This window comes from Emticicia sp. (genome assembly GCF_043780375.1).
Classification (GTDB): domain Bacteria; phylum Bacteroidota; class Bacteroidia; order Cytophagales; family Spirosomataceae; genus Emticicia.
This window is the reverse complement of record NZ_JAYWCU010000030.1, coordinates 15,606-39,565: the sequence shown is the minus strand read 5'-3', so window position 1 is coordinate 39,565 and position 23,960 is coordinate 15,606. Positions and strand designations below refer to the sequence as shown.

General features: G+C 35.2%; 22 protein-coding genes. 9 read left to right on the top strand and 13 right to left on the bottom strand.

Annotation, left to right across the window (positions count from 1 at the left end; translation table 11 throughout):
- Positions 1-202 precede the first annotated feature (202 nt).
- Both ACH2CJ_RS02510 and ACH2CJ_RS02505 read right to left on the bottom strand, forming a co-directional pair.
- Positions 203-832 carry a response regulator transcription factor gene (locus ACH2CJ_RS02510; protein WP_394990506.1) on the bottom strand — a complete coding sequence of 210 codons (630 nt, stop codon included), beginning with the start codon at positions 830-832 and terminating at the stop codon, positions 203-205.
- A gap of 256 nt (positions 833-1,088) precedes the next feature.
- Entirely contained in the window at positions 1,089-3,278 is a 2,190-nt protein-coding gene (locus ACH2CJ_RS02505; RefSeq protein ID WP_394990505.1) for a penicillin acylase family protein, read from the bottom strand.
- Positions 3,279-3,440: 162 nt separating this feature from the next.
- On the opposite strand from ACH2CJ_RS02505, the gene ACH2CJ_RS02500 reads away from it, so the two are divergent.
- Both ACH2CJ_RS02500 and ACH2CJ_RS02495 read left to right on the top strand, forming a co-directional pair.
- Entirely contained in the window at positions 3,441-4,703 is a 1,263-nt protein-coding gene (locus ACH2CJ_RS02500) for an aminotransferase class I/II-fold pyridoxal phosphate-dependent enzyme (protein WP_394990503.1), read from the top strand.
- 207 nt (positions 4,704-4,910) lie between these two features.
- A complete protein-coding gene (locus ACH2CJ_RS02495; protein ID WP_394990502.1) occupies positions 4,911-5,093 on the top strand; it encodes a histone H1 in 183 nt (60 codons plus the stop codon).
- 197 nt (positions 5,094-5,290) lie between these two features.
- Here ACH2CJ_RS02495 and ACH2CJ_RS02490 read toward each other — a convergent pair whose 3' ends face one another.
- Both ACH2CJ_RS02490 and ACH2CJ_RS02485 read right to left on the bottom strand, forming a co-directional pair.
- Positions 5,291-5,698: a MaoC family dehydratase gene (locus tag ACH2CJ_RS02490; RefSeq protein ID WP_394990501.1), complete on the bottom strand. Its 408-nt coding sequence runs from the start codon at positions 5,696-5,698 to the stop codon at positions 5,291-5,293.
- Positions 5,699-5,824: 126 nt separating this feature from the next.
- A complete protein-coding gene (locus ACH2CJ_RS02485) occupies positions 5,825-6,628 on the bottom strand; it encodes a mechanosensitive ion channel family protein (RefSeq protein ID WP_394990500.1) in 804 nt (267 codons plus the stop codon).
- Between the two features lie 331 nt (positions 6,629-6,959).
- Between ACH2CJ_RS02485 and ACH2CJ_RS02480 the strand changes: the two genes are divergently transcribed.
- A complete protein-coding gene (locus ACH2CJ_RS02480; RefSeq protein WP_394990499.1) occupies positions 6,960-9,737 on the top strand; it encodes a glycoside hydrolase family 2 protein in 2,778 nt (925 codons plus the stop codon).
- A 75-nt stretch (positions 9,738-9,812) separates the two neighbouring features.
- On the opposite strand, the gene ACH2CJ_RS02475 is transcribed toward ACH2CJ_RS02480, so the two are convergent.
- On the bottom strand, positions 9,813-10,478 hold the full coding sequence (locus tag ACH2CJ_RS02475) for a hypothetical protein (protein WP_394990498.1): 666 nt from the start codon (positions 10,476-10,478) through the stop codon (positions 9,813-9,815).
- A gap of 164 nt (positions 10,479-10,642) precedes the next feature.
- Between ACH2CJ_RS02475 and ACH2CJ_RS02470 the strand changes: the two genes are divergently transcribed.
- The 3 genes from ACH2CJ_RS02470 to ACH2CJ_RS02460 all read left to right on the top strand — a co-directional run bounded on the left by ACH2CJ_RS02470 (position 10,643) and on the right by ACH2CJ_RS02460 (position 14,171).
- Positions 10,643-11,524 (top strand): hypothetical protein, encoded by an 882-nt coding sequence (locus ACH2CJ_RS02470; RefSeq protein ID WP_394990497.1) that lies wholly within the window; start codon positions 10,643-10,645, stop codon positions 11,522-11,524.
- On the top strand, positions 11,517-12,524 hold the full coding sequence (gene miaA, locus ACH2CJ_RS02465; RefSeq protein ID WP_394990496.1) for a tRNA (adenosine(37)-N6)-dimethylallyltransferase MiaA: 1,008 nt from the start codon (positions 11,517-11,519) through the stop codon (positions 12,522-12,524). Before ACH2CJ_RS02470 ends, miaA begins: the two co-directional genes overlap by 8 nt.
- 66 nt (positions 12,525-12,590) lie before the next feature.
- Positions 12,591-14,171, top strand: coding sequence for a ThuA domain-containing protein (locus ACH2CJ_RS02460; RefSeq protein WP_394990495.1), 1,581 nt, complete (start codon positions 12,591-12,593; stop codon positions 14,169-14,171).
- A 6-nt stretch (positions 14,172-14,177) separates the two neighbouring features.
- Here the strand turns inward: ACH2CJ_RS02460 and ACH2CJ_RS02455 are convergent, their stop codons facing one another.
- The 3 genes from ACH2CJ_RS02455 to ACH2CJ_RS02445 form a co-directional block, all read right to left on the bottom strand.
- Complete coding sequence (locus ACH2CJ_RS02455) at positions 14,178-14,753, bottom strand: histidine kinase (RefSeq protein ID WP_394990494.1); 576 nt, start codon at positions 14,751-14,753, stop codon at positions 14,178-14,180.
- Positions 14,754-14,995: 242 nt separating this feature from the next.
- On the bottom strand, positions 14,996-16,099 hold the full coding sequence (gene ychF, locus ACH2CJ_RS02450) for a redox-regulated ATPase YchF (protein ID WP_394990492.1): 1,104 nt from the start codon (positions 16,097-16,099) through the stop codon (positions 14,996-14,998).
- Positions 16,100-16,358: 259 nt separating this feature from the next.
- Positions 16,359-16,739: a DUF3276 family protein gene (locus tag ACH2CJ_RS02445; protein WP_394990491.1), complete on the bottom strand. Its 381-nt coding sequence runs from the start codon at positions 16,737-16,739 to the stop codon at positions 16,359-16,361.
- 232 nt (positions 16,740-16,971) lie between these two features.
- Between ACH2CJ_RS02445 and ACH2CJ_RS02440 the strand changes: the two genes are divergently transcribed.
- Entirely contained in the window at positions 16,972-17,520 is a 549-nt protein-coding gene (locus ACH2CJ_RS02440; RefSeq protein WP_394990490.1) for a septal ring lytic transglycosylase RlpA family protein, read from the top strand.
- Between the two features lie 43 nt (positions 17,521-17,563).
- A complete protein-coding gene (locus ACH2CJ_RS02435; protein ID WP_394990489.1) occupies positions 17,564-18,466 on the top strand; it encodes a DUF58 domain-containing protein in 903 nt (300 codons plus the stop codon).
- A 28-nt stretch (positions 18,467-18,494) separates the two neighbouring features.
- Here the strand turns inward: ACH2CJ_RS02435 and ACH2CJ_RS02430 are convergent, their stop codons facing one another.
- The 5 genes from ACH2CJ_RS02430 to ACH2CJ_RS02410 form a co-directional block, all read right to left on the bottom strand.
- The gene (locus ACH2CJ_RS02430) at positions 18,495-19,049 is read right to left on the bottom strand and encodes a hypothetical protein (protein WP_394990488.1); all 555 of its coding nucleotides are present in this window, start codon (positions 19,047-19,049) and stop codon (positions 18,495-18,497) included.
- Between the two features lie 119 nt (positions 19,050-19,168).
- A complete protein-coding gene (locus tag ACH2CJ_RS02425) occupies positions 19,169-20,029 on the bottom strand; it encodes an FKBP-type peptidyl-prolyl cis-trans isomerase (protein WP_394990486.1) in 861 nt (286 codons plus the stop codon).
- Between the two features lie 14 nt (positions 20,030-20,043).
- Complete coding sequence (locus tag ACH2CJ_RS02420; RefSeq protein ID WP_394990485.1) at positions 20,044-20,886, bottom strand: FKBP-type peptidyl-prolyl cis-trans isomerase; 843 nt, start codon at positions 20,884-20,886, stop codon at positions 20,044-20,046.
- Between the two features lie 276 nt (positions 20,887-21,162).
- On the bottom strand, positions 21,163-22,209 hold the full coding sequence (locus tag ACH2CJ_RS02415) for a bifunctional oligoribonuclease/PAP phosphatase NrnA (protein ID WP_394990484.1): 1,047 nt from the start codon (positions 22,207-22,209) through the stop codon (positions 21,163-21,165).
- Between the two features lie 221 nt (positions 22,210-22,430).
- Positions 22,431-22,835 carry a hypothetical protein gene (locus tag ACH2CJ_RS02410; protein ID WP_394990483.1) on the bottom strand — a complete coding sequence of 135 codons (405 nt, stop codon included), beginning with the start codon at positions 22,833-22,835 and terminating at the stop codon, positions 22,431-22,433.
- 135 nt (positions 22,836-22,970) lie between these two features.
- Here ACH2CJ_RS02410 and ACH2CJ_RS02405 point away from each other — a divergent pair, with 135 nt between their 5' ends.
- Complete coding sequence (locus tag ACH2CJ_RS02405; protein ID WP_394990482.1) at positions 22,971-23,957, top strand: sulfite exporter TauE/SafE family protein; 987 nt, start codon at positions 22,971-22,973, stop codon at positions 23,955-23,957.
- The last annotated feature ends 3 nt before the right edge of the window (positions 23,958-23,960 follow it).

Genomic DNA, 23,960 nt, shown 5'->3' with positions numbered 1-23,960 from the left:
AAAAACTTGTCTGCAATATCTTGTTGTTTTGGTCGATAACAAGATACGCCGATTCTCAATTTTTAGCTAATTTCTATAATTCCAAAACAATCTCTTATTTATGACAAAGGTCGGAACTAAAAAAACGCCAAACAATAACCGATTTTGGCTATTTTAAGGCGTTTTTATCAAAAAAGCATCACTAATTTTGGTGATATTTGTGCTACTGTGGTATTGTATTCAAAAATTCGGCAGCCAATTGTTTCAATTCACGAGAGTTTTTCAAGTCTAATTTTTTGATGATTGCCTTTTTATGAGTATTTACCGTATTTTCACTAATAAATAATTTTTCGGCAATTTGCTTTACTGAGTATTGATAGCCGTAATTTCTAAAAATATCTCGCTCTCTAATACTCAGCTTGTCGGTTACGCTTCTGTATCTATCAAGTTTTGGGTTTTGCAAAACATTACGAGCAAATGAGGGCGTAATATACCTTTCGCCACCCAATAACCTACTCACACAGTCCGTAATGGTAGCATTGGTGCTTGTTTTTAGAAAATAGGCATCAGCATTAGTAAAAAAAGCATGAATAAGTACATCTTCATCAAAAGCATCAAAGCATACAATACATTTGGTAAAACATTTAGGTATCGCCTTAATGTTTTTGGTAATGGTAATCCCTGCCGAGCCTTCGATGATTATAAAATCGGGCATCAGTTCTTGTGTTTTTTGCAGTGGATTTCTCTCTTGTTCAATGACAAACGAAGTCTTAAAAATATTAGATAGATTGGCAAGGATAATGGCATATTCTTGTGGAGTTTTTAAGGCAATCAGAATAGTTAAAGTTGACATTATATTCATGGTTTATGTGTATTAATTCACAATAAAACTATAAATAATATTTTCAAAACCCTATTTTTTTTTATATAATAATTTATTAAAATGCTAACTATCAGTACTTTAAGGATTTTTTGTTTTGAAAAACAGGTGTTTTTACGTGGTAGTATATGCGTATTTTTACGTAGCTGAAAAAGAGAGATTTTAGAGGATAGATTCCTCTAATTTATTTTCGTAACTTCGCCCTTTTCTAACGTACAAAATCCATTTATCACTCCCCAGGATGATAGGTACGTTCGGCATTTTTCAGTACATCTTCTTTATAAAATAACACATCTTTAAATTTACCTTTGGTGTACATTTCGAGTTGGTCATTGAAATGTTTTGAGTTTGGATTGCCACTTTCGCCACCTGCCAACAAGGATTTTGCTTTGATTTTTGGTCCAAATTCTACGGCACAAATAAAACTATTACCACTTACACCATAGCGTTTTTGGGTAGATGGATAATAACGACTATTATATGAAGGTATCATTCCCCAAAGTGCCGAAGCAAAACCCACAGGTACACTTGGTTGGGCATCATCATATTTTTGCAGAATATCGCTCGAAACTCGCTGGTAGCGATTGATTTCGCCCCACGGCATTTGCCATTTGCCAAATTTCTTTTTTAGTTCATTTACAGCTGCTAATAATGGGGGCAAAACTTGCTCAGGTGTGGCAGTTGCTGCAAATTTTTTGATATTTGCTACTTGGTCATCTTCGCCTTCATCAATATAGAGTTTTTGTAAAGTTGTACTTAGTTTTCCTGCCCATTCGATGGCTAAAGTAGTGGCAACTGAACTTTCGGACGAATGATAATTCCAGTTTTTGAGAACTGAAATTGGTTCGCTCAAAGCAGCATAAATCGAATCAGTTGGTTTTACGTTTTTCTCAAAAACATTTACCAACGAAGGAATCAAAACCTCAAAAGCGGCAAGATTAGTATCATAACCCGAAGCAATTACTTTCTCAATCGTATAATTACTTTCTTTACTTAAAACTTTTACAGCATTTACGCCTCTAAAATTCTCACCATCGGGAGCCATATATGGTGGAAAATCTGCTTTTTTCGGACTCATATTTCCTGCTGCTGAAAATGGCGTAGAATTACAATTTTGTAGCCAGCCATTCACGGGGTTATAAACATGAACCGTTTCATTTACACGATGCAAACCCTTCCATTCAGTAGCCGAAGTACTTCCGTCCATAACTTTTGCCCAATTGAGTTTTTTATCACGCACAGGCACAAAATTTCCGTGCCAATAAGCGATATTTCCTTTATTATCGGCAAAAACAGTGCTATTTGAAGTATTTGCACGTAAATCCATTACTTTTTTATAATCTTCAAAACCTTTGGCTTTGGTGCGTTTCCAGCTCTGAATCAAGCTCGTCATAGAACGATTATAAGATTTCAAACTTATCCATTGGTCATTACGTTTCGCCATTATTGGCCCGTGATGCGTAAAATATGTTGTGAAAGTTTTTGTTTTTAAAGCATCCCCTTCTTTATAACTAATACTGATTTTTTTTTGAGTTACAGGTTTTAATTGTTTATCAAATTCATAAAACATTTTATTGTTTTTGGTGATAATCTTTTCGGCATAAACATCTGCTACATCAACATTGCATGAAGTGTGCATCCAACCACAATAGTCGTTAAAGCCTTGATAGACAAACATTTGTCCCCAAGTTACGGCACCGTAAGCATTCAAACCTTCTTCGCTCGTAACTTGTACCTCAGGGCGAAAATAGAAGGTTACGTGCGGATTTATATAAAGAATGGCATTGCCCGAAGCCGTGATTTTTGACGAAAAAGCAAAGCCATTCGAGCCTGTTTGGTTTTCAGGGTCTTTTGGTTCGTCGGTATAAGTAACTTTATCACCTGAATAAAAATTCTTCAATTCCGCAGTCGTAATATCCGCCGTATTGATTGCCCCAATACTTCCATCAGTCCAAAGCAAAGGATACCAAGGTTTGAAGCGAGTTAGTAAAGCGGTTTTTGTATCAGGGTGTTTATGCAAGTAATAATTGATACCATCGGCGTAAGCATTTAAAAGTTTTTTCATCCATGGCTCGGCTTTATTATAGTCGGCAATTGCCTCGGTTGTGTCTATTAAAAGTCTGATTTGCAAATCATCATACAAACTCGATTCACCTTTCACTTCAGCCATTCTGCCCAATTTTTCTATATAATTCATTTCTACACGCTTAAAATCATCTTCACATTGGGCATAAAGCAAGCCAAAAACAGCATCAGCATCCGATTTTCCATAAATATGCGGAATTCCCCAATTGTCTCGAATAATTGTTACTCGTTTGGCTTGTTGTTGATAACGATTTATTTCGACTGGCGAAAATCTTGCTACCTTTTGAGCTAATAATGAATAAGGAATTAAGACTAATAAAAGAAGTTTTTTCATTGGGTTTTAATTGATGAGTTTGTTTGACAAACATACAAATTTCTTATCAATCTCATGTTTTTTTTCTTTGTATTTCTTATTTTTACCTGTAATCACCATTTGTTTTCCTACTAAAAAAACCTTATTTTTGCATAAAATTTAGCATAAAACATCATTACAATAATGGCACAAGATATTTTTGATAAAGCCCTCAATAATTTAGGTCCAATCGGAACAGCGGCAAAATTGCTCAATTCTCATCATTATTATTCTTTCCCAAGACTTAAAGGTGAACTCGGCCCGCACATGGAGTTTAATGGAAAAAGAATGTTGAACTGGTCATTAAATAACTATCTCGGTTTAGCAAATCATCCAGAAGTACGTCAGGTCGATGCCGAAGCTGCTGCTGAATACGGTTTGGCTTACCCGATGGGAGCAAGAATGATGACTGGAAATACAGATTTACATGAGGAGTTTGAAAAGCAATTGGCTGAATATGTAGGCAAAAAAGACTCTTTTTTGTTGAATTATGGCTATCAAGGTGTAATGTCAGTTATTGAATGTATTGTTGATAGAAAAGATGTGATTGTGTTTGATGCCGAATGTCATGCTTGTTTGATTGATGGTATTCGTTTGCACAAAGCAAAAGGTGGACAATATTATCAATTTGCCCATAACGACATGGAAAGTTTTGAAAAAAACCTAATAAGAGCAAGCAAATTGGCAGAAGAGCAAGGTGGAGGTATCTTAGTAATCACCGAAGGCGTTTTCGGAATGTCGGGAAAAGTAGGAAGTTTAGATGAAATTGTGGCTTTTAAACAAAAATTTAATTTCCGTTTATTAGTTGATGATGCTCATGGTTTTGGTACGATGGGAGCAACTGGTGCTGGTGTACCAGAACATTTTGGCGTTCAAGACCAAGTAGATTTGCATTTCTGTACGTTTGCCAAATCAATGGCAGCTATTGGTGCATTTATTGCGGCCGAACCAGAGGTAGTTATGTTTTTGAAATATAATATGCGTTCACAAACCTACGCTAAAGCATTGCCTATGCCCTATGTATTGGGTGGTATGAAGCGTTTGGAATTGATAAAAAAACATCCAGAACTAAGAGATAATCTTTGGAAAATTGCTACCGCTTTGCAAGAAGGTTTCCGTAGTCGTGGTTTCGATATTGGCGAAACAACTTCACCAGTAACGCCAGTGTTTTTGCACGGAAATTATGACCTTCCAACGGTTACAAACTTGATTCGTGATATGCGTGAAAATATGGGCATTTTCTGTTCAGTAATCATTTACCCTGTAGTTCCTAAGGGAGTAATTATGCTCAGAATTATCCCTACTGCCGTTCATACACTTGAAGATGTGGAATATACAATGGATTGTTTTGAGCAAGTTCAAGCCAAATTACAAGCGGGCGAATATGCCACAATGGAATTAGCATAAGTATCGTTTTAAGCATTATTACAACAAAAAAGTCTGGCTTCGGTCAGACTTTTTGTTTTTTTAATAAAAAATAAGTATTTTTTTAGCATTTCTATATTAAATATTTGTAAAAACTATCAATTTACCTAAATTGCAGTCAGTTATATCACGTTTTCGTAATTTAAAAACTCAAAATTATTCTATTCATTAAACCCTTTAATTATCATCATGGATAAGTACAAAGAACTAACCGACCTCGTTGCGTCATTAGCAGGAGATTTTGACAAATTTTATGACAAAGGAAACAACGCCGCAGGCACTCGTGTAAGAGCGGGCATGGCTACTTTGGCTTCATGGGCAAAAGCTACCAGAGCAGAAGTGCAGGCTAAGAAAAATGAAGGCAAAGCATAAGAAGTGAGTCTTGCCAAGTAGTCTTTGTGTCAACAGGTTAGTAAATTTCTAAGGCTTCCGAAATTTAACGGGTTTTCAGAAATTATACCTTCGTAAGATTGGTACATAATATGCTACTTTATGATTCAATAAAGTCTCGAACTCAGTTTGAGACTTTATTGGTTTTTAATTACCCCCAGTCTATCAACCATTGACTGCTATATCTTAGTTAAGTGCATCAAAGTTGCCAAGCCTCTTATGGTTCGGCGAGAAGTACCTTTGATAAAAACTTCGCCCGTGATTTCGGCAATATGTTTTTCTCTATCAACGCTCATCACCGTAAAAATCACTTCATAGTCGGTTTCAACAAACATCGGAAACAAATACTCAGTTTCTTGTTTCATATAAATTGAGCCTTCGCCTGGAAACTCCATTCCTAAAATACGTGTAAAAACACTACTACTCAAATGTCCATGAATAATCGGACGCTTGAAACGAGTTGTAGCCGCATATTCGGCATCGAGATGCAATGGATTTTTATCGCCAGTTACTTCGGCAAATTTGAGAACGTCGTCTTGCGAAAAACGAAATTCGTGGCGGTGCGTGTCACCTATTTCTAAAAACATAACGTGTCAGTTTTTCTTGAATAATTGCTAAAATTACACAAAAAATGCCACCTCAAAATATGAGGCAGCATTTTTTATTGTTATCTTGGCCATTTAAGGTATATGTGATTTAGTAGATTTGTTTTTTTATTTAGCCAAATTTATATTCATCGCAGGCATTGGAGCTGCAACGCCTTGTGCATCGAATTGACGTTTGATATTTTCTTGCATGAAATAATAAACGTCCCAATAATGTTCGCTTTTGCACCACGGACGCACATCAAACTTCGTAATTCCAGTTTCCATGCTATTGATTAAAACGTCAGTTTCTTTGTCTTTCAGCACAAACGGACAACTCTCAGACACTTTTTTTACTACTTGCTTCACTTTATCAATGCTTTCGCTGCTCGAAACATTGTATTGCATATCAACCCTAATTTCGCCTTGACCAGATATATTGGTAATTGGTCCAGAAGTAATCAAGCCATTAGGAATAATGATTCTTTTATTGTCTGAAGTTTTCAGAACGGTTGTAAAAACCTGAATTTCTTCTACTTCACCAGTAAAACCAGCTACCGTAACCAAATCGCCCACTTTATAAGGTTTGAAAATCAAAACCAAAACGCCGCTTGCAAAATGTCCGAGGCTGCCTTGTAATGCCAAACCAACTGCTAATCCTGCTCCGCCAATCAAAGCAACAAACGAAGTTGTTTCGATGCCAAACATTCCAGCAACGCTGATAAACAAAACAATTTTAAGTAATACGCTCACAATTGAGCCTAAAAACGGAACAATGCTTTCATCAATATGACGATTTCGTAAGACTTTTTGTAACATTCCAGAAATCCATGTGATGACTTTTAAGCCAATAATAAGTGTTAGTAATGCCAATAAAATTTTGGGGGCGTATTCTAATGCCATTGTTGTAAACTGTTCGAAGTATTTTTCCATTAATTATTAAGTTTGATAAGTTATTTCATTTAGACATAAGATTGAAAAAAAAGTAACAAATCATTTTAAAATTTCATAAAAGCTCAATGATATTTAAAATGGACAAACGTTTGCAATTGCTAACAAGTGTGATTATCTAACTTTTCAAACGATTGAATTGTTTTGTTTATAGAAAACTCATTATATAGACATAACTATTAGCCATAAAAACATTAAATTTGAATGTTATACTGTTTTTTATACTTAATTTTCACAAACAATATTTCTTTGTGAAAATTGACCTTATAGAACATTAACAAAAAATATTCAACCAATAACCTACGAAATAATCATGACAAACCTCAAACGGCTTGGCTTTATGCTACTCTGTTTGCTTATTTTTAAGCAATCGTATTCTCAAGAAAACATTCCTCTTCCCGAACACCCAAGACCCGATTTTGAACGTTCAGCATGGCTAAATCTCAATGGCAATTGGTCATTTGAATTTGATAAAAATGATGCAGGAATGACTGAAAAATGGTATTCTGGCAAAAAAACTTTCACAAAAACAATTTCAGTACCTTTTCCGTGGGGTTCGCCATTATCAGGGGTGAAAGATGAAGCAGATATTGCTTGGTATAGCAGAAGCATCACCGTAAAACCTGAATGGAAAGGCAAACGTGTTTTTGTAACTATTGGTGCTTCTGACTGGAAAACAACCGTTTGGCTCGATGGAAAAGAATTGGGCAGCCATCAAGGTGGATATACGCCTTTTTCGTTTGAACTTACAAATTTGAAACATGGAACTAAGCAAAATTTGGTTATAAGAGTTGATGACAAACGCCGTGATTTTACGTTATATGGCAAGCAAGGCTACGGCAATGCCCGTGGACTTTGGCAAACCATTTATGTTGAAGCTCGTGGACAAAGTTTCATAGAAGCACTGCATTTTACGCCAGATATTGACAAAAATTTGGTAAAAGTAACGGCATATTTGACAAATCCTGCTACAAAAGACCTTGATTTGAACGTAGAAATTGGCGGAAATCAGAAGGTTTCTATTCGCGAAACTTTCCCTAAAGGCAAAACTGAATATTCGTTTGTTATTCCGATTCCGTTTCCTCGTTTATGGACACTCGAAGATCCCTATTTGTATGCGGCAACTGCCAAATTAGGTGATGATGAAGTAAAATCGTACTTCGGGATGCGTAAGATTTCGACGACCTACTTGCCCAATACAAATTATATGTACGTGGCTCTTAACAACAAGCCAATTTACTTGCAACTTGCTCTCGACCAATCTTATCATCCAACGGGTTTTTATACTTTCCCAACCGATGAGTTTATGAAAAATGAGATTTTATTAGCTCGAAATATTGGTTTAAATGGCATTCGTACACACATTAAAGTTGATGTGCCTCGAAAACTCTATTGGGCAGATAAATTGGGCGTTTTGGTTATGTCTGATTTGCCAAACTCTTGGGGAGAACCTAATAAAGATGCTCAACAAGAGTCTGAATATACGCTCAAAGAAATGATAAAAAGAGATTATAATCACCCTGCAATTTTTTCTTGGATAACGTTTAACGAAACTTGGGGCTTGAAGACAAAACAAGAAGTGAATGGTAAAAAAGAAAGTATTTATTTACCCGAAACTCAAAAATGGGTTGCTTCGGTTTATCGTTTAGCAAAATCTTTAGATGCTACTCGGTTGGTAGAAGATAATTCGATTTGTTGTGGTGCAGGACATACCGAAACTGATATTAATTCTTGGCACGAATATTTGCCAGGCGAAGGTTGGGAGAAACATTTGAAAACAATCGACGAAAAAACCTTTGTTGGCAGCGATTTTCACTATGAAAAAGGCTATAAACAAACCGACGTGCCAAATATCAACTCCGAATGTGGCAATGTTTGGGGCTACGAAGGTAGTACTGGCGATGTAGATTGGAGCTGGGATTATCATCGAATGATGAATACTTTCAGAAAATATCCAAAAATTGCAGGGTGGCTTTATACCGAACACCACGACGTGATTAATGAATGGAATGGTTATTTCAGATTCGACCGTAGCGAGAAAGAAACTGGCGTTGGTGAGTTGGTTGAGGGCATGGCAATAAAAGACTTTCATTCGGATATTTATATTTCTACGGGTAACGAAATCAGCCGAAGTGTAAAGCCAAAAGAAGAGGTTTTAGTACCACTTTATTTATCTGTAATGACTGATAAAGATTTAGGAAAAAGCCTTAATTTAAAAGTTGAAATGTATGGCTACGATGCTTTGGGACAGAAGAAGTCATACGGAAATATGACCAAAACCATTCCTTACCAAGCATGGGCTCAGAAAGAACTTGAACCACTCAAATTAACAATGCCTGATGAAAAATCGGTGGTTATTGCTACTTTTATTTTAGAGGATAATGCAGGAAATATCGTTCACCGAAACTTCACAACATTCATTGTAGAAGGCAATTCTCCTACTGAAATAACACTTTTAAGTGGTAAAAAAGCAAAATTGATAAGCATTGAACCTAAAAACTTTAGTGATGCACGTTGGAGCAAAAAACAATGGAACGTATTAGACGGTGCAAAAGTAAACGGTGCAGGAAGTGGCTATTTTGAGTATAAGATCAAAGTACCAACCGATGCAAATTTGGCGAATGTTGTAAGTGCTTCTTTTGTAGCTGAAGTTTCGGCAAAACAACTTTTTGCCAAAGATATGGACAAAAAATTGGCTGGAAACGAAGATTATATGTTGGGGGCAAAAGCCGAACCAAGTCAAAACAAAAATGCGTACCCAATGACCGATACTTCGAGGTATCCAACGGCGGTTTCAGTAAAAATCAATGGTGTTTTTGCAGGGAGATATGACTTACCTAACGACCCAGCCGACCATCGTGGCATATTGTCGTGGCACTATCAACTACAAGACAAAAAGCTTCGTGAAGCAGGTTCATACGGCTATCGTTTGGGAGTAAACATTCCACAAAAAGCACTCGAACAAGCACGCACAACAGGCGAATTGATTATTAGACTCGAAGTAGATGAAAGTTTGCCAGGAGGTTTAGCAATTTTCGGAGATAAATTTGGACGTTATCCGATGAATCCTACGGTAGTATTGGTTTATTAGACTTCCTGCGAAAGTATTTTAAATCGAAAAGAGGGATCAATTTTAAAAATTGACCCCTCTTTTCGCTATTTATGATTAATTTACCTTTGGTGCAGGATTAATAATCACCTCTACTGGCTTTCTTGGATGTGCAACTGATGGCGTAGCACTTGGTGCTAAACTCGGCTGTAGTAATTCGATACTTGGCTGCAAAGTATTCGTTTCTTCCATAGGTACTTTTGTATCCCTAATAGAGACTTCGCATTGCTTAATTGCCGAAATAGACTCTTCCATCAAGCCTTCTTTAGCTGCCTGATAATAGAAAGCCATCGCTCTTTTAAGCATATCGGCAGTGCCAGCTGGGCTTCGTTGTTTCCAAGCCAAACGTTGCAGTTCTGCACCTTGAGCAAGTGTAATATGAGCTAATTGCCCACGATTTGGGTCATTTGCGTTAAGACTAATCAATTCAACCAAATTGTCTTTTGCAGGTTGTAATCTCTGTAATGCAAAATAATCTTTAAATTTTTGGGTAAGAAACAAAGCGTGCGAACTATTTTTTATTTGTTCGGAAACTTGGCTTGTAGCCTCAAATTCTGGTAACTTTGCACACTCACGGTAACGAAAAAAAGCATCATAATAGCGACCTGCTTTAAAATAAGTATCCGCTTCATCGAGCAGATATGCACGAGAAACTTGAGCATTACTTGAAAAAGCAATTAGTAAAATGAAAGAATTAAGCGAGATAAAACGAAGCAGTTTCATACCTTTATAGTAATTTAAGCTAATAATTGAACAAAAATAGTATAAGTAAAGGTTTGATTTTCAATAAATTAGGAGTTTTATTTAATAAATTTTAACAGTCAGATATTATATAACGTCAAAACCTATAAAAATATTGAATCTCATAATTAAAAACAAATTAAACTTTGCAAAGATTAACTTCCGAAATACTTGAGTTCATTTCTCAAAATAGCGAAATAGCTATTTGTAATAATACCGATGATTTCCCAAACTCCCCTTTTGATTATATATTTTTGAAAGAAAAAGAACTGGTTTTTCATTGTATAACCTTAAATGTGGTAGTGCAAGACTCAACTTTCTTCCAAAATATTACTAATGAGTTTTCTCAGAAAAACCTTAAACTTGTTCATATTTGGGAGGACATTTGGCAAAACAAACAGAAAATCGTAAAGTCAAGATTACTTTCGCTTCTCGGAAAATCTGAAACAATTCCTGCCCGCCTCACACAAGTTCGCAGAATTGACAGACCAACATTAGATAATTTCCTGACAGCTAATCATTTACAAGGAAAAACTACCGCCAAATTGAAATATGGTTTGTTTTTGCCCAAAAAATATTTTAGGATTTTAGATTTTAATAAGAATACACTTTCCGAAAATTCCGAAGAAATCTTAGTGGCTGCCGCTTCTTTTAGTAATGCAAAAAAAATAATGCGAGAAGGACATGAATTTCGTTCTTATGAATTAATTCGATTTGCAAATTTAAAAGGTTTTACGGTCGTAGGAGGTTTTAATAAATTACTAAAAAACTTTATTCAAGAACAAAATCCTGACGATATTATGACATACGCCGACAGCGATTGGTCGGATGGGTCGAACTATGAAAAGTTAGGTTTTGAAAGAATCGAACAAACCCCACCTTTAGAGTTTGTTCTTGATAGTCAGACACTTACAAGGAAACTAAACTCGTTGGTCGGGTCTCCTACACCGTCTATTCAAGCAAATGGGTCGGAAAAAATTTACAACTCAGGAAATTGGAAGTTTTTAATGAAATTGAAAAATGATTGAAGCAGAAAAATTGATTGTTATTTTAGGCCCAACTGCTGTTGGAAAAACTAAATTGGCAATTGATTTAGCAATAAAAATTGATGGAGAAATTATCAGTGCCGACAGCCGCCAAGTTTACAAAGGAATGGATATTGGTACGGGAAAAGATTTTGCCGATTATTTCCCTTTTTTTTCAAAAGATGCCAACTCCTCTTCCGGAATCGCAAGACTTCATCTGATAGACATCGTTGAAGCAGGAGAAAATTATAATGTAGCTTGGTTTCAAAAAGATTTTCAGCAAGCGTATAGCGATATTATTTCTCGCAACAAAATACCGATTCTTTGTGGCGGTACAGGAATGTATATTGAGGCTATTTTGCGAAACTACCAAAATACACAAATCCCTGTCAATCAAACACTTAGAGATAATTTAGAACAAAAGACTGACGAGCAATTAAACATATTATTTCAAGAAAAATATCAAAGTATTAATCAAAATGCTGATGTTTCAACACGAAAAAGGTTGATTCGGGCAATTGAAATTGGAGATTGGAAATACGAGATACAAGACTCAAAATATGAAATAGGAAATAGTAGATTTGCGATAGAGTCTGAAAAAAAACCTCATACCTCATATTTCATACCTCATATATTTGGCATAAACATTCCGGTAGAAACTCGCCGAGAGAGAATCAGCAAACGCCTGTATGAACGCCTCGAAAATGGCATGATTGAAGAAGTAAAATGCTTGCTTGAAAAAGGAATTTCGCCCGATAAATTGATATTCTATGGCCTTGAATATAAGTTCATTACCGAATATTTAATAGGTAATCTGACTCATAATGAAATGAGTAAACGTCTTGAAATTGCTATTCATCAATTTGCTAAACGACAAATGACTTTTTTTAGAAGTATGGAACGTAAAGGCTTGAAAATCAATTGGTTAGATGGTTTAGAAACCATCGAAAATTTGGGCGAACAAATATTAACTTTCATTAAAAACGACAGAAATGATGTTTGATAATCTTACAAAACTTATATTTGTAGTACAGATATTTTCCAAATCGTTTACTACTTAAACCAAAGAATGAAAAAATTAGCTTACATAACTTTTGCTTTTTTAATAGCTAATATTGCATTGGGGCAGAGTAAAACTTTGGTTTTTTACGATAACAATCATGTAGGTGAAGCGGCAATTTTGTGGGAGAGTGCCAAATTAAAGAAAATTATACTTGACACTACTTCAAACCCTGCTAAATTCACCGAATCACAACTTAAAAACTATACAGCCATTGTTTTTTTGAATACCTCTATCAATCGTTTAAATTATCGCCAATCGGCTGAATTTCAGCGATTTATGCAGGCTCTGGGTGGTTTTGTTGGCATCAATACTGCCATCGAAAAATCTTATAAATGGCTTTGGTATGACAAAATGGTTGGTGGTATTTTAGCAGAAAATCAGTTAACTGATAAAGTACAATTGAATATTATTACGAATGCTTCAATTGGTAAAACAGAATTACCCCCACTTTGGAAAATAGAAGACAAACCGTTAATAATCAATGCTTTACCAGTAAAATGCAAGCCTATTTTGCTTGATGTGATGGGAAAGACGTGGGCGTGGCACTACACAACTGAAGAAGGCGGAAAAATGTTTTATACTGCTTTGGGCGGCGAGCTTTCGGCATATCAAAACTCCGATTTCATCAATCATATTTGGGCAGGAATTGAGGAGGTTTCGTTGAAAAACTTGCCCGATTATACTAAAATTGCAGATTCAGCTTTGCCTACAGAAAGTAGCTTCTTGAGATTAATATTGTCTGAAAATTTAGAAAACCCAGTTTCTTTAGCAACCACACCCGATGGCAATGTACTTATAGCCGAGCAAAGTGGGCAAATAAAATTATACCTTTCTCAAAAAAGGAACACATATCTACTTAGTAAAATACAAACACCAAATCTTAAAGCCATTAAACTCGACCCTGAATTTGCTCAAAACGGATATGTTTATACTTTTTCTCAAGAAAAAACTAATGAATATAAAATTGGCCGTTTCCAAGTTATGGGTGATAGTGCTGCTGTTTTAACCGATTTTTCGAGTCAATCTTCTACGCCTTTGACCAAAAATATTGTCTATAATTTTGCCAAATACGAGAAAATTCCTTACCATTTCCCTAAATATTTCGATGGAAAATCTTTTAGATTCGACAATGAACAAGGGCTGGTTGTAGAAACCTTCGACGACGATGGAAATGTAAAGAATCTTGAGCCTTTTTTGCCAACTATTCGCTTCAATTTTATTAAAGATATGGCATTTGGAGCAGATGGGGCTTTGTATTTTTTAGAAAACAATCAGCTAATAAAAATTGATTATTCGGAAACCAATCGCAAGCCAATTGTTAATGCTTCGGCTGATATTTTGACAGGAAACTTGCCATTGAAAGTGAAGTTTTCGTCGGTTGGCTCAATGGATAATGATCCTAATGATATTTTGAGTTTTGAATGGAATTTTGATGGGCAAAATATTTCTCACGAACCTAATCCTGAGTTTGTTTTTACTAAAGTAGGAAGCTACGATGTAAAACTACAAGTAAGTGATAATAAGGGAGATATGACTACAACTTTATTGAAAATACAAGTCAATAAACCCTCTACGAAGCGGCGGTAAAAATAGCTATTTCGTCGGAATTTCAATAATAAAATTGGTACTTGCAGCTGTATTTTCTATCTTACATTTGAGTTTTTCACCTACTCTTTTTATAATAAAGTGAAGCTGCATTTTACTGTTTTGATTCTGAATTAATTCTTCCACCAATTTAAAGGCAAAAAGTGGCTTTACCTGAATTTGTTCGGTATTGAGGTTAGTTTCTATTTCTTGAAAAAAAACAAATTCTTCACCCAAGCGTTTTCTCTCCAATTGAAGGTATAACAACACAGTTTCTATTTCTTGTGATAAGGAAATATGTTTTTGCTTTGAGCTATTGGACAACGATTTTAATAAATTGGTAAATTCGGTCAAATATTGGGCGGCTTCCATTGGACTATGCAGTAAAATATACTGCTTAATAGAATTTAGGTTGCCATATAAAAACTGTTGATTACCCATAATCGCTTCAAGCTCTTGTATTCTCTCCAAGACACTCGACTCCGTTTTTTTTTTGAAATATTTTAATAAACTCAAAAACAGACTGACTATAACCAACAAGAACATTGCTCCGTACAAGAAAATATCGGATAGAATCAACAGCATTACAAAGCAGTTTGATGTCATTGATAGGTTGGCTATTACATCAAATTTATTTGAATAGATTCACTGTATAAAGCAACAATTATTATTTGGTAGGTTTTGTGGGAAATTTGGTAGGTTTCGGCAGAAATTTGGAGTTTTAGTTCCTAAAATTAGGTAGTCATTTCTTAAAAAAAAGAGAACGCAGATTGTCATAATTTTTATGAAAAATTACAACTAATCTGCGTTCTTTTTTAGTATTGCTTCTAAACATTAAATCTAAAGTGCATAATATCGCCATCGGCAACTATGTATTCTTTGCCCTCAATACGTAGGCGACCAACCTCTTTACAAGCGGCTTCCGAACCATACTTTACAAAATCAACGTAAGCCATTACTTCGGCTTTGATAAAACCTTTTTCAAAGTCAGTATGAATTACGCTTGCCGCTTGAGGTGCTTTCCAACCTTGTTGAATTGTCCAAGCACGAACTTCCTGCACACCTGCAGTAAAATAAGTGCGTAAATCTAATAATTTATATGCCGACCGAATCAAACGATTAAGCCCTGGTTCTGTCAAGCCGTATTCTCCCAAAAACATTGCTTTGTCTTCGGGGTCTTCCATTTCTGTAATTTGTGCTTCCACCGAATTATTCAAAACAATCATTTGGGCGTTTTCGGCATCAGCTACTTTCTGTAACACTTCTGAATATTTATTTCCTGTGTGCATCGAGGGCTCATCAACATTGGCAACATACAGTACAGGCTTGATTGAGAGCAGACATAAATCCTCAATGGCAAGTATTTCTTCTTTTGTCAAACCTAATCCACGTACATTTTTTCCTTGTAAAAGCCATTCTTGACAACGTTTTAGCACTTCAAACTCAGCTTTGGCTTTGGCATCGCCACCTACTTTTGCTTGTTTCTCTGTTTTCTGAATTTTCTTTTCTACACTTTCCAAATCTTTCAATTGGAGTTCGGTATCAATAATCTCTTTGTCGCTTACAGGGTTGATGTCGCCCTCTTCACGCAAGATATTTTCATCCTCAAAGCATCTTACGACATGAATAATAGCATCAACTTCACGAATATTCCCTAAAAACTTATTTCCTAAGCCTTCGCCTTTGCTTGCTCCACGCACCAAACCTGCAATATCAACGATTTCGATTTGTGTAGGTACAATTTTATTAGGTTTTACGAGTTCCGATAGCTTGTTCAGTCGTTCGTCTGGCACATCAACCAACCCAACGTTTGGGTCAATTGTGCAAAAACGATAATTGCTCGCCTGAGCTTTTGCACTATTAGATACTGCATTAAAAAGTGTTGATTTTCCGACATTGGGAAGTCCCACGATACCGACCTGTAAAGCCATATTTGTATTTTGGATTGCTTATTATTGGAACTATTGATTGCTCAATATTCTTTTTGGCAAACCTTTGTTTAGTTTACTTATTCAATTAGGGTGCAAAAGTAACATAAAAGCCTCAAAACAGCAAAGCCTTCAAGAAATTCTCGAAGGCTTATTTGGAGATTGTAGGCAATCGGCACTAATCATTATAAATTAGCAACCCTTTTGCTACCAGTCGCTCTGACTATTGCAAGCCAATTGTAAACCAATAACTGTGAACTGTTTACTCCCATTTAAGGTCCGAGCCACTACTTGCGTAGTCTTCTACGATGGCACTTGCGTTTGCATCGTTTGTCTCAACAATTTCCCCATTTGGTACTAGTTCCTCGTGCTTAAATTGGTCGAAATCATAGTCGGGCATAAGCTCTGTTTTGATGTGATCAACGGTTTCTTGAAGAGCTTCGAGGAATTTATTAAAATCTTCTTTGTAAATAAACATTTTGCTCTTTTCGAACACAAATCCAGCATCTTTTTGAAAACGACGGCTTTCAGTGATAGTCAGATAATAATCACTCGAACGAGTACTTCTGACATCAAAAAAGTACGTTCGCTTACCTGCTCTTACACGCTTGGAGTAAATTTTGTCTCTGTCTTCTCTTTCCACAATCCTGTTATGTTTTAGGGGTTTAGAATCATTTCCAAATATAAGATTTTATTATTTTATGAAAAAAATTTTATTGTATTTTTTAGCTAAAAGTATTTTTATTTTTATTTCAAATGTAATTAATCCAACAATAATCTACTATTATGATTTTGGTACGAAATTTTTGTTTGTTACTATCGTTGCAAAAAAATTCGTATCTATGCACTTTATAACAAAAACCTAACCTATAAAGATGATAAAAAAAATACGTTTTTTACTAATCTTTTTTTTAATAAAATGTGTTCCACTATATAGTCAGCAAGTTTCATTAGGTGCCGAAATTTTCGGTGCTGCGTCTTATTATGGTAGCAAATTTTATGGTAATAAAACCGCCAGCGGAGAGGTTTTAGATAGAGATGAGCTTACATGTGCTCATCCAAGTTTACCTTTTGGTACGATGCTTGAAGTAACTAACTTAGCAAACAATAAATGGTGCATTGTACGGGTTAATGATAGAGGGCCTTACGCTCACGGGCGAGTTATTGATGTAACACATAAAGCAGCGAGGCATCTTGGAATGTTTGGAAGTGGCATCATTAAAGTAAAAATAACTATTGTTGGTGATCACAGTACAATATATATTGGACGGCCCGAATCTGTTCTTGAAAGTTCAACGGATTTAGTGAAATATGAAAGTCCAAAAAAACCTCAGATTCCATTGAAACAAAAAAATAACGTTGTAAAAACAAAGCCCAGCAAAATTATTACAAAAAAGAGAGCCTCTCGGAAGAAAAAACACTAAATAATTATCAATATTTGATAATTGATAACTGATAATTAAAAAAATGCTTGATTTAGCAAAAATACGTGAGTACGGAAATGTTGAATTTCTTGCCAAACAATTAGTAGAAGGTTTTATTACGGGACTTCACAAGTCACCTTTTCACGGTTTTTCGGTCGAATTTGCCGAACATCGCCTTTATAATACTGGCGAAAGTACACGTTATATCGATTGGAAAGTTTTTGCAAAAACCGACCGTTTGTATGTAAAACGCTACGAAGAAGAGACCAATCTTCGTTGTCATTTGTTGATAGATACCTCGTCGTCGATGTATTATCCTGAGAAAAACAATGGCAAAATTACCTTTAGCACAATGGCGGCAGGGGCTTTAGCATATACCCTCCAAAGGCAACGTGATGCTGTGAGTCTAATTACTTTTTCGGATGGAATTGAGATTCAGACACCTATCAAGTCAACACCTTCGCATATTCATAAAATATTTTTAGATTTATCAATGCTTTTACAAAAACCTAAGCCTCAAAAAAAGACTTCGGTTGTAGAAACCTTGCACGAAATTGCCGAGAAAATTCATAAAAGATCGTTAGTAATTATCTTTAGCGATATGTTCGACGATATTAATAATTCTGAGAGGTTATTTTCAGCGATGCAACACTTGCGACATAATTTGCACGAAGTTTTACTTTTTCATGTAACCGACCGAAATACTGAAGAAGATTTTAACTTTGAGGAACGTCCATACGAATTTGTTGATTTAGAATCTGGCGAAAAAGTAAGGGTTCAGCCTTCGCAAGTAAAAGAACAATATCAAGCATCTATCAAAGAATTTTACCACGACTTAAAATTAAAATGCGGACAATATAAAATTGACTTCATCGAAGCCGATATTGCTCAAGGTTTTGACCAAATTTTGTCAGCTTTTTTGGTAAAGCGTGGAAAAATGAAATAGAGGCATTTACTAAACAGATTTAACTTTGTCAATACTGCCAGCTTTTTGGAAGCTTCAATTGTCGGGCATAGTAAGCAGTACAATAAGCATATACTCGTTCAAGTAATTTATTCATTTCTTGCTCAAATTCTACGTAATAATCTTCGTGCAATTTAGTGAGTTTACTCAAAACAAACTCTGTTCGCTTTGCAATATAAAGTGAAATTGTATCGCTTTTTCCTGTGTAAACTTGTAAATGTGTCTGTTGGTTTTCAAAAAAAGTATTGAGCAAATAAAGTGTTAGTTCAACTTCGCCATATTTATCTTTTGTTACTTTTACATGGTTGGTAATTCGCCCATTCAAATCTCGCATATCCATCATCATCCAACCTGGCGTATCGTGGTACATTTTAGAAACCCTCAATATAGTACTTTTGATTTCTTCTCGTTTTTCTTTCAAATCAGACTCATCTTCAAGTAATTGAAAATTTAATTGCTGAATGAGCAATTCACTTTTCGCTACAAGTTTCAGCAACATCTTGTCTTTATCTTTGACAGGAAGACTCAAAATTGCTTTTTCGAGTTCTTTTGGTACTTTAGGCATTTTAAAATAAACAGTTTTAAGTGTAAGTTTTTTTTTTATTATTACAGCTATTTTTTAAACACCAAAGCCTCCGAAAAGTTCAGAGGCTTTGGTGTTCTTATTACTAATAATCGCAAGATTTATTTTGCACTTACTATTTCAACATTAAATATTAGTGGGGCATAAGGCGGAATCTTTGTACCACTTCCAGTTTTTGCATATCCAATGGCAGAAGGAAAAACCAAGGTAGCTTTTTCACCAACTTTCATTTTCAAAAGTCCTTCTTCAAAACCTTTTACAACAGCACCATCGCCCAAAGCTACATCCAATTGTCCAGTGTCAAATTGCGTACCATTGCTAACCAAATAACCTGTGTATTTTACGGTTGCTAAAAGACCTGCCTTTAAAGCGGTTCCGTTGGTTGAAACGGTTCGGATAAATCGCAAGCCCGTAGTAGTAGTTTCAGTTACTGGTAACTTTATTGCTTTTATATACTCGTCCATTTGTTGGTCTTCTGAGCGATATTTGATAGCTTCTAAATTTACTTTAAGTACAGAATTAGCAGGAATATTGGCACTTGCTTGAGTACCAAAAGCCAAAACAGAAGGCATAATAAAAGTCCCTTTTTCTCCATCTTTCAGCAAACTTATTGATTCTGCCAGACCTTGAATGATTGAAACACCACCAAAAGCAAATCTGAGCGGTTCATTTTTTAGTCTCGACGTGCTATCAACTCTTATACCATTTAATAGCGAAAGTACATAATGAAGTGTTACTTCATCTCCTATTTGAACGTTTCTTCCATTAATACTACTTTGGGTAATCACATAACGAAGCCCCGTCTGACTTTTGATCATTTGGAGATTGTTTTTACTGATATAATCAAGAATATCTTGTTCATTTTGCTTTGTTGTTTGCTCAATATCGTTTTCCAAAAACTTACTGCAAGAAACCCCAAAAACTGATACTCCTAAAATCAATAATAACGCAATTTTTTTCATTTTTTTTAATATAATTATTTTACATCTAAAATTTCCATTTCAAAAATCAATGGGCTGAAAGGCTCGATTATTCCACCTGCACCTTGTTCGCCATAAGCTAAATTTGATGGAATAAAAAAGATACTTTTCTCACCTTTTTTCATCATTGCTAATGCTTGTTCCCAACCTGGAATAACAGCACCTTGTCCCACAGTCAGTTCAAACGGTTCTTTCCCAATTGAGCTATCAAATTCTTTTCCGTTCATTAACTTTCCAGTATAATGCACTTTCACTGTGCTACCTACTTTTAATACCTCTCCAACACCCTCTTTTACAACGACACGATACATGCCATATTGTGTTTTTGTAGCATTTGGAAAGTTTTTCTTAGCAAAATCATCCATTATTTTAGCTTCATTACCTTTCTTGGCATCTTGAGCTTTTTGAAAATCTTCTCGTGTTTGAATTGATTGAATTTTAACAATAAATTTCATGTCCGAGCCTTTGGTTACTCCTGGAGGAAGTGGTTGCTGCACACGAGCAAAAAGTGAATCAGCATTTACAAAAACCGTTGCACTATCGCCTTCGGTTAGGTGCATCAACGCATTTTCAAAAGAGCCTTTGTATGTTCCTTTTTGAGCTACCAAAACAACTGGTTGATGGCGTTTGTAGGTATTTTCAAAAGTCGAGTCATTGGGGGCTTTTATAACCAAATCAAAGGTTATCATATCGCCCATTTTTACTTTTTTACCTTTTCCTTCGTTGTGAATTTGGTATTTCGAACCATCAGGGTCTTGTGTTACTTTAAATTGATCGCAAGAAAAAAGTAAACTTGTTGCTACTACAACACTGAGTGTAGTCTTTAAAAAATTTGTCATGAAATTTATTTATTAATTTGAAAATTCTGTTTTAGAGGTTGTTTAATCTTTTTTTTGCTGGTAAAAAATGATGCTTTTTTGACTTAATTAAGGTTGAAAAAGTGAAATTTTGCGAGCAAAATGAGCCTTTTTTGAACGAAAAGTAAGTTAAAAAGGTGCATTTTAAGCCCAAATCAAAAAACTTAAACAACCTCTCAGCCGATTGACCCCAAACAACAGGTGTTTTAGGTGAAATATTTATTATAAGTAAATTACAAAAAACTATCGACTGTGTTATTACTGACCGTTGACTCCTATTAATTCTTGTTGGTATTTTGGTAATAATGCCAAAAATTTTTCTACTGTTTTTTCTAAAGTTTCATGAGAACGCCCGCCAGAAGCATTTTTATGTCCGCCGCCGTTGAAATGATTTCTCGAAAACTCGCTTACTGAAAAATTATCTATCGAACGAAACGAAATTCTAACCATATCGTCTCTTTCCGTAAAGATAGCTGCCATTACTACTCCTCTTATCGAAAGTCCATAATTTACTATACCTTCCGTATCTCCATTTTTGGAACTAAATCTTAGCAAATCTTCTTTCGAAATTGCCATATAGGATACGTTAAACTCAGGCAAATAAGTCAATCTCTCGCCCAACGCAAAGCCCAAAAACTTCATTCTTTCAAAGGCATTGCTATCAAATATTTTACGGTGAATGCTATTAGTTTGAATGCCTACCGAAATCAATTCGCCCGCTACTCGATGAACTTCTTGTGTAGTGCTATCAAATCTAAACGAGCCAGTATCGGTTACTAAACCTGCATATAAGCACTCTGCCAAAGGAATGTCTATCAAATTTTTGTCACCCAGTTTTTCTATTAGTTCATAGATTAGTTCGCAAGTTGCTGATGATTTATCGCTCCAATAAACAAAGTCGGCAAAGCTTTCGGGTTGTTGGTGGTGGTCAATCAGTACCTTTTTTGCGGAAGATTTTTTAATAAATTCTTCCATGTGTTTGATGCGATTAAGTGCCGAAAAATCGAGACAAAATATCATTTCAGCATCCGAAATAAGGCTTTTTGCTAATTCTTGCTTATCACTTTCAAAATTTATCACCTCTTTTTCACCTGACATCCATCGTAGGAAATCAGGATAATCGGTTGGCGTAATAATTGTTGGAAAATGCCCTCTTTTCTTTAAATAGGCAGCCAAACCCAACGATGAGCCGAGTGCATCGGCATCGGGATTTTGGTGCGTCGTGATGACAATTTTCTTGGGTGAAGCCAAAAAAAGGTTAAATTCTTGTAGCTTTTGACTCGATTCTGTAAAAAATTCCTGCATAACTCTACAAAGGTACAAAGGAAAGGCGGGAAAACAAAAATGGAATGAATAAGCATTTTCATACTTATCTTTTATGGAAAAACTTTCTACTCAGGCAAAAAAAGCACAAACCGTAAAAGCAATGGTAATTGTCACCAAAGGCAAATTCTCATTTCAACAAGTCTAATTTATTGATTACCTTGTTCATTTTAGTTTACCAAAAGTCTATTTTCTTAATATTTTCACAGCGACATTGGGTCATTCCAGGGCTTTGTACTAATTGTTCCTTGCCTTTTTTCAAGCAATTTTTTTATGAACTTTTCAGTTTCTTCAAACGATTCGCTCTCGCCGGCAATTTTCTTCACGAAATTCAATAAATATGTTTGAGTCTGAATAATAACATCTAATTGTACTTGATTTTCTACAATTTGCTTCTGATTCCTTACAATATTGATTTGATTATTAACGATAATCTCTTGGTTACGAATAATCGTTGTTTGGTTATGAATCACCACCTCATGATTATCGGCATTTTGTCGCTGATTTTGAATCATAATATCATAATTCTCTACAATACGCCCCTGCATTTCTTTCAAAAAATCTTGTTCGGCAATTAATTTTTGCAAAATCTCTTCAACATTTTTCATTTGTGGGTTGAGGTTTTATAAATCACAAAATGATGATTTATAAAGATTTATCATTTACAATTCATAATTATTTTTAAAGCAAATATTTGGAACTAACTTTGTAGAAACATCTTCACAAAAGTAACATTTTTTTTTATGTCTGCCGATAAAACTAAAAAAAACAAAATACCCTTTTTATACATAATATTCTTAATCGTAGTATTGAGTTGTTGGAGTTTTTATGTTATTTCTACCAATAGTTTTTTTGTTTTCGCCAAACACTGGGCAGCTATTTTAACCATGATTTTTGGGTCATTCATTGCTGGCTCAAGTCCTGAAGGAAGTGCAGCAGTAGCGTACCCTGTGTTTACACTTTTATTAAAAATAGAGCCAGCCGTTGCTCGTAATTTTGCTTTTGCGATACAAAGTATCGGCATGACCTCTGCTTCTTTATTAATTTTAGGTTTGAAAATAAAAGTAGATTGGAATTATATAAAATATGTAACCATTGGAGGTGCTTTTGGACTTATTTTTGGCACTTATTACATTGTTCCTTTGATTTCTCCTCCTTTAGCGAAGTTGTTTTTTGTGTCACTTTGGCTCAGTTTTGGGTTAGTTTTATGGTACGAAAATCGACATCCACATCGAGAAGTTTTTGATAAAATTCAAAATTTTATCAAGTCTGATATAGCACGACTGCTCTTTTTTGGACTTATTGGAGGAATGATTTCTTCGATTTTCGGTACAGGAATAAATATTTTCACTTTTTGTTTAATGACAATTTATTACCGTATCGACGAAAAAGTTGCAGTGCCGTCATCGGTCATTATTATGACTTTTGAAACCATTCTTGGCTTTTTTGTTCATGGAGCCATTATCGCCGATTTCCAACAAGAAGCATTCGAAATGTGGATTGCCTGTGTGCCATTTGTAGCATTTTTTGCTCCTTTAGGGTCTTTCGTTATCAGTAAATTACCTCGGCAAACTATTGCAACTTTTCTTTACATTATTCTTATTATACAATTTTTTGGTGCAATTTGGGTACTAAAACCATCGCTCCCACATTTGGGACTTTGCTTAATTACACTTTTAGCTGGGCTTGGAACTTTTGCATTTTTGGCTCGCTTGAAAAGAAAAATGTAAAAA